General features: G+C 48.6%; 7 protein-coding genes. All 7 read right to left on the bottom strand.

Translation table 11 applies throughout. The features are described 5' to 3' along the window. Window positions 1–195: 195 nt before the first annotated feature. The 7 genes from T538_RS0107315 to T538_RS0107285 all read right to left on the bottom strand — a co-directional run bounded on the left by T538_RS0107315 (window position 196) and on the right by T538_RS0107285 (window position 11,989). Window positions 196–849 (bottom strand): hypothetical protein, encoded by a 654-nt coding sequence (locus T538_RS0107315; RefSeq protein ID WP_031532951.1) that lies wholly within the window; start codon window positions 847–849, stop codon window positions 196–198. 441 nt (window positions 850–1,290) lie between these two features. After that, entirely contained in the window at window positions 1,291–1,713 is a 423-nt protein-coding gene (locus T538_RS17095) for an FMN-binding protein (protein ID WP_031532949.1), read from the bottom strand. A gap of 39 nt (window positions 1,714–1,752) precedes the next feature. Then, window positions 1,753–4,605 carry a M16 family metallopeptidase gene (locus T538_RS0107305; protein ID WP_031532947.1) on the bottom strand — a complete coding sequence of 951 codons (2,853 nt, stop codon included), beginning with the start codon at window positions 4,603–4,605 and terminating at the stop codon, window positions 1,753–1,755. 2 nt (window positions 4,606–4,607) lie between these two features. Continuing rightward, a complete protein-coding gene (locus tag T538_RS0107300; RefSeq protein WP_031532946.1) occupies window positions 4,608–6,350 on the bottom strand; it encodes a hypothetical protein in 1,743 nt (580 codons plus the stop codon). 34 nt (window positions 6,351–6,384) lie between these two features. Beyond that, entirely contained in the window at window positions 6,385–7,929 is a 1,545-nt protein-coding gene (locus T538_RS0107295) for a DUF6850 family outer membrane beta-barrel protein (protein WP_031532945.1), read from the bottom strand. A 7-nt stretch (window positions 7,930–7,936) separates the two neighbouring features. After that, entirely contained in the window at window positions 7,937–9,244 is a 1,308-nt protein-coding gene (locus tag T538_RS0107290; RefSeq protein ID WP_031532944.1) for a DUF4876 domain-containing protein, read from the bottom strand. Window positions 9,245–9,250: 6 nt separating this feature from the next. Beyond that, window positions 9,251–11,989, bottom strand: coding sequence for a TonB-dependent receptor (locus T538_RS0107285; protein ID WP_231497080.1), 2,739 nt, complete (start codon window positions 11,987–11,989; stop codon window positions 9,251–9,253). Window positions 11,990–12,265 lie beyond the last annotated feature (276 nt).

Raw genomic sequence — 12,265 nt, 5'->3', positions numbered from 1 at the left:
CATCAAGAAAATGGCTGCCGTGATGAGAAAACAGGCACAGAACGGTCTCTCAAAGGCTGTTTTTATACCAATATACCGACTATATAACGCAAAATGCGGCTTCGTGGGTGCTTGTGACAGATTTTACATCAAAAAAGCGGCATAGAAAGAATCTTTCCACGCCGTGCCTGTAAAAAAACAAATAAGAGGATGTGCCTATTTTGACACACCCTCAAGGACATCCGTGTCCTGAAAATTTCCGGCTGCTCCTATGTTTATATCAACACCTCCCTTTTCTGTAAATGTATTGGCACATTCCACGGGGTCAAACTCTGTTCCTTCAAGGTCTTTTTCCGACATGGCATAGCGCTTTTCCAACTCTTCTGTGTCTTTGCCATACGATACGCTCTTTGAAAAATCCTTAGCGTATCTTTCGGCTCTGTCTGAATGAAAATTGTTTATTCCGCCATAATAACTCCATAGTTCATTGGCCTTTTCGGCTGTGGCAATACGGGCATATTTTTCATAAATATTCAGAATTGTCTGGGCATACATCTGTGCATGAAATCTGTCATGCTCTTCGGGATTAAGTTTGCAAAAATCATAGTCGATACAAGCTTCGGTGCCTGTGTAATAATATTTTACGCCTTTTACTTTTTTGCATCTCTCATGGGATGAAAACATGGAGGAAACTACTATGCTGGCAGTATCGGATTTTGGCTTGCCGCCCATGAAACGGTCGAGGTCGACATCGCCTTGACTCCATCCGGCAATATTATTATGATACTTGCTTTGCCAATTTTGGGCACAAACGTAGTTTGATGCAGTTAACATACCAAAGCCAAGGGCAAATGAAAAAATTTTGTTCATACAGTTAAGTTTTTCCACCCTTTCGGGCGGTAATTTATATTTTGATTTAAAATTATTTTAACGATAGCAAAGTTATACATAATTCGTGAGACATACAATATTATTTGTCAAAAAAACTGGCTGGATGCTATTCTGAAATTTTCAAATTATCTTCGCAAAAAAATGATACATGACATTTCAAGTTTCAAAAACTTCCCGAACGCATCCCGAAGGAATCCCGAACCTATCTCGATGCTATCGGCTTGCTACCCACTTTCATCATACTTCGGATATAATACATTGAAAGTTGCTATTGGGACTTTTTTCGGCATAAAGATTTACCTTTTTTGCTTATTATTACGGACTGATGCCGAACTTGCGTATTTATTTTAGTTGTATAAAAAAAACGGCAGCGCAAAAAAGCACTGCCGTCGATGTTCCTTTTCAAATTAAAGTGTTATCCTATTTCTTTCTTTTTCCTTTGCTATTCTTAGCGTTCTTTGTGTAATAGTCGAGAGCCGCTGCGATGTTCTGCTGCGTTGCGTTGGCGCTATAAGTAGCACCCGTAACGCCGTCGAGTTCGTCAACGCCGGCATTAGCGAGTTTCTTGGCTGCGCCCACCTTCTGACCGGCATACTGCGGTAGAAGTTTCTTCTTTATTCTCTCGAAGTAGCCCTTGCTCTCTTTGTTTGGCAGAGCCTCAATCTTTACAACCGTTCCGTTCTCGATATATACGAGCAGCGGCGTTGTAGCCTTGTAGCCCTTGGCAGAGCATAGTTCGGTTGTGTTAATGATGTATGTTTTGCCCTCGCGTTTCATTATGTCGTCGGCACTTGCGCAGAGCACAAAGAGCGAGAGGCATAGCGTAATTACTGTTTTTTTCATTTTTATTTTGTTTTTGAATGTAACGTACGAGGCGGTTTTTTATTGCCTCATTGTAACCTGAATTCTATTTTTTTGCGACAGCAGGAGCTTGCAGAAATCCTGTATATCGCTGCAAGTGATGTCGTTAACCTTCTTCTCGTAATCTTTTCCGAAGTCGATATTTTCTGCCAAGACATGGTAGCACAGATATTCCCACCAGCCGTTTGTCTCTACGGCACGCTTGTAATTCTTTATCTCGTACTCCTTTACTTTGTTGAGTTGCTCCTCGGTAGGGCCGTTCTGAGCCATCTTTTCGAGTTGCTCGTCGATGATTGGCAGAAGTTCGTCGAACTTGTTAGGGTCGCAGCGGAAGTTTACCGTCATCGAGATGCCCTCGGTTGGCAGTTTCCAGCCTTGGCTGCTAACCGAAACGCCGTATGTTCCGCCTTTCTCCTCGCGTACGGTCTCAGTGTAGATGCTGCGCATAATCTGAGCAAGGAAGTCGGCCTTGAGGTCGTTGTCGGCATTGTAAGCCTCGCCGTTGCTTGTGTACGAGTAGATGATGTTGGTGATTGCCGAAGGCGTCTTCTGCTTGTATGTGAACACATTCTTGTGGTCGCCGCGCTTTATGTCGAGCAGATATTTTCCGCAGCGAGGCTCGTTCTTCTTGCTTGCCTTGCCCGGAAGCGATGCAACATACTGGCAAAGAAGTTCCTCGAACTCGTCGGTGCGGATGTCGCCCGTGACGATGAGATTCATGCCTGCCATGTTTGCAAAACGCTCCTTGTAAATCTGATAGATGCGGTCGTTTGAAACGCTGTCGAGACACTCGAGCGTGATAGGCATGCTGCGCTGGGTGTTGTCATAGAGCGTTGTGCGGATTGAGTCGTTGAACACTACGTTTGGCGATGCCTCGCGGTTCTTCAGTATTGAGCGCTGACGCTCGATGATGCTGTTGAAAATCTTGTCGTCGCGGCGAGGCTGGGTGATGTAGAGATGTGCAATCTGAAGCCATGTCTTGAAGTCGGATGCGGCACAAACGCCCTTCACGCCTTCCTCCTCGCTGTCGATGAACGGAATTACGCGCAGAGCCTTTCCGGCGCGCTTCTTCTCGAGTGTGAGGAAATCGAAATCGGCTGCGCCCGATGTTCTTACAACCGTCTGCAACATTCGCAACGATGGAACATCGCTGTCGGGGTAGAGCGACTGACCGCCGGCTCTGAACATCTTTATCGTGAGGCGGTTAGGCTCAATGTCCGATGCTCTGCCATAGACTTTCATTCCGTTAGACAGAACGTATTCGGTATATCCGTTAGAGAAACTGTTCTTGGCAAGAATCTTGCCCTTTTTCGGCAGTTTCTTCATAAAAGTGCGGTCTACCGCCTTGTATTCCTTGTTTTCGTAGTCGCGCTTTTCGGCATTGGCAACCCATTGCTCAAACTGCTTTTCGGTTGGCATAACGAAAGGCTTCTTGTTCCATATCGTTGGACCGTAAACCGTAATCACTCTGTTTGATGGAGCGGTGCTTTCTGGAGCAAGAACGATTTCTTTCAGGGCATTGTTCACATCGTCGAGCGTTACGCTTTCCATCAGCGAATGTTCAATCTCAGCCTCATCTTCGATTGACATAAGGTGAGTGGCGTTGCAGAAATGGTTTATAATCTGACCAACGTATTCGCGGTTGCGCTCCTTGTCCTTGTTGTCTACGCGATGTTCGAGATTTACGTTGTGCTGAAGTTTTGCGTGTTCCAGTTCAGCCTCGGTGAAGCCGTGCTTGCGCGCATTCTCTACAACCGAGAAAACCTCGTTTATGCCCTCCTGAATACGGTCGGGGAAGAGTCCGATGTTGAGCGAGAAGGCATCTTTCTCGTCGGTGATGAAGAAACTTCCGTCGCGGCACGATGCCGAGAGCACGAGCGGATGCTCTGCCATTGTGAGGTCGGACAGTCGCTGGCGAAGAATGAACATGGCGAGGCGCGACTTGTAATCGTCGGCAAACGCCTCGCGAGTGGCTCTCTGGCTTCGCGGCGAACTGTTGCGCTTCATGTACATGCTGAAGTTGAGCGTAGGCTGCTCCTCGTCTGTCACGACATACGAAATTGTCTTCTGATTGTCGGGAACGGGGTAGTAGATGCGCTCGGCGGCATCGGGTGCGGCTGCCGGGATGTTGCCGAAAAATTTCTTGATTTTTCTTTCAACGTCGGCAACGTCGATATCGCCCACAACGATTACTGCCTGCAAGTCGGGGCGATACCATTTGCGGTAATATCGCCTTAAATCCTCGTGGCGGAAGGTGTCGACAACCTCGATGCTTCCGATTGGAAGACAATCGGCATATTTCGAGCCTTGATACATCGTTGGCATGGCATCTTCCATTAGTCGCTGAATTGCACGGTTGGCGCGTCGCGTACGCCATTCTTCGTGAATAACGCCTCGCTCTTGGTCTATTTCGTTGTCGCGCAGCAGAAGTGCATGACTCCAGTCGCTCAGGATAAGGAGGCATGTGTCTGTTACGCCCTCTTTGTTTACAGGTGCGTTGGCTATGTTGTAGAGCGTGCGCTCGATGGCTGTAGATGCGTTGAGGTCGGCTCCGAACTTTATGCCGTTGCGCTCGCACCAGTTTCGTATCGAGTTCTTTCCGCCGTTGCCGTCGGGAAAATGCTCTGTTCCGTTGAATGCCATGTGCTCGAGGAAGTGAGCGAGGCCGCGTTGCTCAGGCTCTTCGAGAATTGAGCCTACGCGGTTGGCGATGTAGAAATCGGCCTGTCCCGGAGTCTGGCTGTTGTGGCGTATGAAGTATGTCATGCCGTTGGCAAGTCTGCCTTCGGTAACCGCCTTGTCTTTAGGCAACGGCTGCGCCTGTGCCGACAGAGTCAGCGCAAGCGCAGCTATTGCAGTTACTATTTTAATCATTTTTATTTGTTCAGATATTTGCGTCCGTTAATAATCGTTATGCCCTTAGATGCTGGATTTACGCGCTGTCCGGCGATATTGTATGCCTTTGCGCTTTCGGTGTCGGCTACGGCAGTCTTTTCAATTCCGGTTGTGCCGAAGTTGAATGCGTAACTCATGTAAACAACGCCCCAGTACGACTTGCTTCCAACGGCAAGAGGACTGGTTTCGCTGCCGTTAAGAATTGTGGCTGTCTCGCCCTTTCCGCGGTTGCCCACAACGAATGTGTTGCCGTCTTGCAAAGGTGTTGCAATCATTGCAATAGAGCCGAATGTGTTGCAGACTGATATTGTCTCTTCTTTTGCGAGTGTTTCCTTGTTCAATACGGTAAACACATGGCCTACTGCTGCGTTCATGTCGTATCCGGTAGCAACAATCTTATCGCCAATCCAAGTGCCGTAGTATGCGCTGACCGACTTAGAATCGGCAAAGCAATATGATGCCTCGATGTCGCCGGTTGTTGCATCTGCCTTAAGCACGAAGCCCTTCAGCAATGTTCCGTTATTTGATGTAAAGGCTTCGCTCTTGCCATCCTCAGCAAATCCGCCGTTTACAGAACCTGTGAAGTACAACTTTCCGTCGGCAAACTTAAGGTTCTTATTCTGGATAACAAATGAGCCCTTGCTGTTTGCAACCGATGCAAGAGTCTTGATGTAGTCGACTGTCATGTCGGCTGTGCTTGCTGCGCCGTAGAACATAGTCTGGAGCGATGCGCTTGCGTTGATGGTCTTGCCGTCGAGGCTCAGAACATCGGCATCGGTAGTCTTCTTTGCATGACCGCTGAAATAGATTTTTCCGCCAGCGTATGTCATGTTATCAATGTAAGACAGTTCGCTTTTTCCGCTTGTAAGAAGTGACTTCTCGAAGAAACCGTTCTTGTTCAGTTTAACGATGAAAAGTTCGCCGGTAGCAGTCTGGGTATCTCCGCTCCACTCAGCCGTATTGCCGCAAACAAGGGTCTCTGTTGTGTTGTCGGCCTTAGGGATGTAGAGTTCTGAACGATAGTTTCCGGCAATGTAGATGTTGCCGTCTTCGTCTGTTGCCAGAGTGTTGAGGCTTGTGTTTGTAAGGCTTGGCGAGTTTGTGCGGTCTGTCAGAACCTTGCTGCGCAGAACTCTGCTCCACTCAATGCTGCCGTTGGCATCGAACTTAAGAATAACGTTTGCCGCCTCGGTGTTTGATGAACCGACGTAAAGTTCGGTGTCGAAAGCAATGTCGTAGTTATTGCCATCAGCCTGAACAACAGAGAGCAGTTTCTTGTTGTTGAAATCCTTGGCAGGAACGAGGGCACGCGCCTCGAATGTTGCAACAAATCCGCCGTCGGCAGTTGGCGACACGTGTGAGCAGCCAGAGTTGATGTATCCGTAGTTGCTGTAAACAGTCCAGAGAACGCTGCCATCGGCAGGCGATGTTTTCTGTATGAGTGCGTTTGCGCAATAACTGTTGCCTGTGTATTCGCCGCCCTTGAATGATGTTGCGGCGTTGTCGAAGTGCAGATATTCTGCACCGGCATCGGACTTAGACCCCCATTCGCTGAACACGATGTAGTTGCCGTCGGCAAGTTTGTTAATGCTGATTGGGCTGTTACCAGAAGTTGTCTGTCCTTGAACCGAGTGTGCCCAATTGAGTGTTGCTGCAAGTTGTGCGCTTGCGCTGATGCTGAGAGCCAAAAGAGCTCCGACTAAAATAGTAAATTTTCTTTTCATTGTTATTTTGTTTTGTTCTTATTTTTCTGTCCTTTCAGAAGTGGCATCCAACCGAAACAGTTATTATGTCTTGGTGATGCAACTTTCTGTAATGCTGATAATTATATTGCACTGCCGTGTATATCGAAACCTTCCTGTTGGTGTCGTATTCGACTGATGCCTCGGCACTTATTTCGCGACGGCTGTTGCCCAGATATTCGGTTCGCCAGAGCCATGCGCCGTATATCTCGTCGTTGTTGAAGTCCTGCTTTTCTCCTTCGATTTCGTTCTTCAAACCCGACAGAAATCTGGCTTCTGCGCCGATGCTGTACATCATTCTGCCACGGATGTGGTTTCCGCCAACGGCGAGGCGAGTCGACAGCATATCGGCGTTGAACCGTCGGCTTGGCGATGATTCGTATTTCTCTTCTTTGGCGATGTTGCCGATGTCTACCGATGCGTAGAGCGACCCTTTGCTGTAGCGGTGCTGAACGGTCGCGCTCAGATTTGTTTCGAACGTGAAATCGCCGTACATCTGCTGTTGTGCAATCTGCGGATAGATGTTGTCCTGTGCGCTTCCGAATATGTTTTCCGTGCCTTTGGTGTTCTTTATCTTGGCAGATGCCGCCACGCCCCACTCGGTGCGCTCGTCTCGGGTCGTGAAGCCGACTTTTGCGTTTGCCTCGGCGTTTTTTTTCTTCGCAAGCGGTAGTTGGTTTAGCGATGTAATAATCTTTTCTACATCAGAAAAGGCCGCGCCAGCCGATGCAAACAGCCCTATGTTGTCTTTCCGTCCCCAAGTCAGGGTTGCGCCAATGTTCTTGCCATTGTAGTACGAACTTGTGTTGTCGCCACGGAAGCGGTAGTAGTCGTTTCCTGCGCCCGTGAGATGGAAGAACGTAGGCGTTGATACTTGGTCGTAAGTCTTTATGCTGCTCGTCTGCTTGTACTTGCCAAGTGCTATGTCGATGGCATAGAAATACTTTTCTTTTATCAGCCCGAGTCCGAAGCCGATTTTGAAGTCGCTCGACAGATTATTCGGGCGTGGGTCGATGGTTCGGTATGCCAGCCGTGCCGAATATTCGCCCTCGATGGCGTATGTCATTTCAGAGTTTAGTTTCTCGCTGAACTTTGTGTAGCTTGCACCGCCCTTGAATTTGTAAAGTTCCGATTTCAACCAACCGCCAATGCAGTCTGCCGTGATGTAAGGGTAGACGATGTCCGCATCGTTTGTTTCGGCAAAGCGGATGTCTTCGGTCTTGCTGTGCTCGTAACTTGCGCCTCCCCAAAGGGTTGTTGAACTCAGGTTGACATTCATGTTCTTGATGTACGAATCTATGCCTATGCCAGCCGTTTTTTCGCCGTCGCCAGCCTCGGGAACGGTGCCAGACGACGCGCTTCGGTGCGAATATCCGGCGCGAATGTCGTTGAGCGATTTGTTGCTGCGCAGCACCTGAAGCGATGGCGCATCGAACAGATAGCTGCGCATCTGCCTTACGCGGTTATCGTGCTCGGCAATGTTAAGCAGCAGACTGCTTTCCTGAGCCGAGATGTGCGTGCTGCACGCCGTGAGTAATATGTAGAGTAACTTTCTGAGCATGATGATGTTAGTTGACTGAAGTTGCGCCGTCGAGAGTCGTTATCTCAGCCTTTGTGCCGTCGGTGGCAATTACTGATTTCTGAAGTTCGATAACCGATGGAATGCAGTCAGCATTGAAATCGTCGGTCGAGTTGTTCGTATCCTTCAGATGGCGCGTGCCGTCGTTGTTGATGTATTGAACCTTTCGTCGCACCGACTTGAAGAAGCGCGTCTTGTCGTTGTCGGTCGTTCCGCAATGCGTCCATCCTGCATCGACCGAGGGTGGAAGTACGTTCCATAGGCGTGCAGCCTCAACGCTAAGATTCACTCCGTCGAGAATCCAGTTGTTTGGCATCTTGAACGCCTGCTGCTGCATCGGAAATGCGCCTGCCGCGGTGTATACGGTATAGTCGTACGAGTACCAGAAATCTTTCAGATACGTCTGCTTGTCAATCGGAACCCTTACGAGCGCGATTGATGTGAATCCGCGGTTGTGAAGGGTGTAGAACGACTCGGTGTAGCAGTACCATTTGTCGAGGTTCGGCACGGTTTCGCTGTCAATGTCGAGCGTAGACGGATTTTGCGACACGTCGTACCACTCAAAGTCTGCCGCGCTTAGGTCGAACGAGTTCGGATTGGCATTGCGATGGTCTATGCCCGTGTCGCAAAGCAGCAGCGACTGTCCCGGAAGAACGGGATGGTCGTGCCCCGAACCGGGAATGATGTAGAGCGACTGAATCGTCATCGTGTCCTTGCGGATGTCGGGCGAATATTCGGTGTTGGCGGTCGATTTGAATTTCGACTCGCAGAAACCCACGCCATCGGCATAGAGCACATGGTCGGTATTGTTGAAGATTTTTATGTATCCGTCGCCGTAATATGCCGAGCCCGAAGGACGGAGCGTTCCGGTGAAGAAAATCTCCTCGATGATGAAGTCGTCGTTCTCTGCGCTTAGGAACGTCTCGATGTTCACGTTGCACGGACTTTGCGTTATGTTTACGTTTTCAGCCTTTCCCGACAGAGTGCCTTTCATGGTGCTCGTCTCCGTTCCGTTTGATGACGAGAATCGGACTTCGGCAGAGTAGATGAAATCGTACAGTCCGCTAACGATGTCAATCTTGCTTTTCGATGGCAAAATCTGTGTCTGTCCGGTCGAAAGATTAACCGCCTTAATCTCCTCGCTTACGATTGTCAGCCCTTCGGCATCGGCGGGGTACGAGATGCTCACCTCAGTCTGAGTGCGGCTGATTTCGTTGTCGGAGCACGAACAGAGCAGAGCCACAACCAACGCCGTGGCAATGCCTGTCGATTCTATGTATTTAAAAATTCTGTTCATCTTTTTTTACAAATAAATATTCGCCTCCATGCCGAAGTAAGGGCTTGCGCTGCGGCGGATAATCCTGCCGTTGGCGGTGTATGTTGGCAGATAGTCGAGTATCTTGTTGGCAAACATCGACAGCTTAAGATTCTTGCCGATTGATTTTGTAACCTTCAGATTGACTAATGTTGACATCGGCACGGTGAATGTCTTGAACAAATCGGCATTGTAAGTCTTTACAAGTTGCTGAAGATAAGCATCTTTTGCACTCTGCTCGTCAAACTCGTGCATCTTGCCGTCTGCTGCGCTGATGTAGGCCACCGGTGTTCCGTTCTTCCACATCGTCTTGGTGCTGATAAACCAGACTGTCTGTACCGAGGTTGTGAATATCAGACTGAATTTTGGAATCTGCGTGTCGAACGTGATGTTGGTGTTGGCGCGCTGGTTTATCTTGCCGTCGTTCCAGTCGTAAAGACCTACGAACTGCGAGCTGATAGTCGTGTCGTCAATCACTCCCGAAACCGATTCGAACATCGGCTGCGAGTTCAGGTATTGTGTTCTGAACCACGCTCCGGTTACGTTTACCGCCGTCTGGATAGCCTTTATTCGGCCGAAGTTCAGCGTAAGTTCAACGCCTTGCTTTATAATCTTGCTGCCGTTTGTAACCTGCGTGTATCCGTCGAGCGTGCGAAGTTCATTGTAGTCGGTCATCGACTTGTCTGAATACTTGTTGTAGCTGTAAGCGTTGTACACGTTGCTGTATCTGAAACCGTCGTTCATCTTCTCGTAGAAGAGCTTTACGGTGGCATTTCCGCCGTTTCCGTAGTAGGCGGCGAGCGACAGTTCCCACTTCTGGTTGCGTGCCGGCTTAAGATTGTAGTTTGTTGGGTCTTGTACGAAGGTTGTTACAATGAATTTCGAGTTCTCCGTCGGATTTTCTTGGTCGTAGTAAACCAACGAGTTGAAGTTGCTGTAACTCTTGTCGGGATACAGATAGTTGAGTGTCGGCATCTTTGTTGTAAGCCCGAAGCCGGCATTCACAATCAGTTTAACATCGCCGATTTCTTTGGCCTGAAACGAGAGATTTACTCGCGGATCGGCATAAAATTTTCCTGCCATGTCGAACTTCGAGTTCAGCCCCGGCAGAGTGTTCAGACGCACGCCGGCTGTTAGTTTGAACGTGTTTTTCTTTATCGGAAACTCACGGTTCAGTTCGGCATAGGCAGATAGATTCTGCAATGCCGGAATGTCCGAATATTTGCGCGGACGCGATGCCCAGCCCGTAAGCGAAAGCGGGCGTTCCATGTCGTAAACCTGTCCGTCACCGAAGTTCTTGGCATAGTCCCACTGCGTGCCGAACATTATGTAGTTGTTGTCGTTGTGCGTAATTGTTCGCTTTGCCTTTGTAGATATGCTTGCGCTGAAGGGTTTTCCGTCGCACAGGTAAGATGCCACATATTCGCCGAAAACCGCGTGAGCCTCTTGCTCGCCTTCGTCATATCCCGTAGGCACGATGCCGTATCGCTGCGGAGCCACGAGGCGCGTCTGCTTCAGTCTGTCAAACTGAATCGAAGCCGAGGTGTTCACGTCGAAACTCCATCTTTCGAATTTCTTAAGGTGCAGGTTGTTCGTCAGCATCACGCGGCTGTAGTTCGACTGATAGTCGTCGATTCTGCCGTAGTTCAGGTTTGGGTCGGTCTTCGACTTGTCGAAAGTGCCCGTGTAGTCGATTGCCGACTGGAATTTGTTTCTGTCCTTCTGCCTTGTGTATCGGGCTGATGCAGTTATGCGCTTGTAGTTCTCCAGATTGTTCGTCGGGTCGACTTTAGAGTCCAGCCATCCGAGGTCGATATTCAGAATATGGCTGTTGTAGTGAGTGTTACGCTTGCTCAGGTCGATGCCTTTCCCGATTCCGAAGAGTTTGCTATATCCATCAGCCTTCAGTCTTACAATTACCGGTGTGGCTCGTCTGATCTTCTTTATCAGTACCATTCCGCTCGTAAGGTTTCCATATTCAGCCGAAGGAATTCCTTGAACAACTTCAACGTTCTCGATGTCGTCGGTGCCGATACTTCGCATATCCACGCCGCGATTCGTCGTGTTTCGGCTGTCCTCGGCAGATGTGCCGGTTGTTGCGCTCTGTGTTGACGATAGGGGAGAATATTGCATGTTGGCATCGGTGCTTATCGGCGCACCATCGACCACAAATAGAGTGCCCAGAGCCGATGTGCCGTAATTGTTGTTCGTCGCGCTCTGCCCATAGGCATTCATTGCGCCAGTCTCGCGCATGGCAATGGTGTTGGCGGCTCCCATGTTAGGGTCTTTTGCAAATCCGCCGGGCAGAAGTTCGGTAAGGTCGGCAATGCTTGTTGGCTGAAGATGCTCCATCGCGCTGCGCACAATAGATTCGTGCTTTGTGTTGGTCTGTGCGGCGGTAACGACCACTTCGTTAATCTCGGCATTGTTTTGCAGGATGAAGTCTATTTTCTGCTCCTTAATGCCTCTTTCTGTTATTTTTACGCTTTTTTTGTAGCCTATTCTCGACACCGTGATGCGATAGAGCGATGTATCGGGCAGACTCACGGCATATCCATTGTTGTTTGTGGCGGTAATGGGCAGTCCCGAAGGTTTGGAGTGTGCACCTCTAACAGGTTCGAAAACGACGGTTGCATCGGTCAAAACTTCTCCGTTGTTGTTTGTAACCGTTCCCGTGAATCGAATCTGCGTGTTCTGTGCATATATTACGTTTGTTGCAAATGCCATTATTAAAAGCATCGCAAAAAAATATAAACCTCTACTTTTCATCGCCGCCGTGCGAAAAATGATGTTTGCAAAAAAGTTATTCTATAATATTTCTTTAAGCCTTATCCCCGTGTGTTAGTTGGGTTCGTATATAGATTTTAACTAATTCTGCAAATATAAATCATTTCCGAATGTTATACAAAATTTCTTTGCAAAATTATGCAGTTTTCTTTAGTCATGCAATCACTAATATTAGTGAATGATATGTTCAGAGTATAGCCAAAATTAGTGATTTTT

The organism is Bacteroides sp. Ga6A2 (genome assembly GCF_000702225.1).
GTDB lineage: Bacteria > Bacteroidota > Bacteroidia > Bacteroidales > Bacteroidaceae > Ga6A1.
The sequence above is the reverse complement of the archived record's forward strand: the minus strand, read 5'-3'. Positions and strand labels throughout refer to the sequence as shown.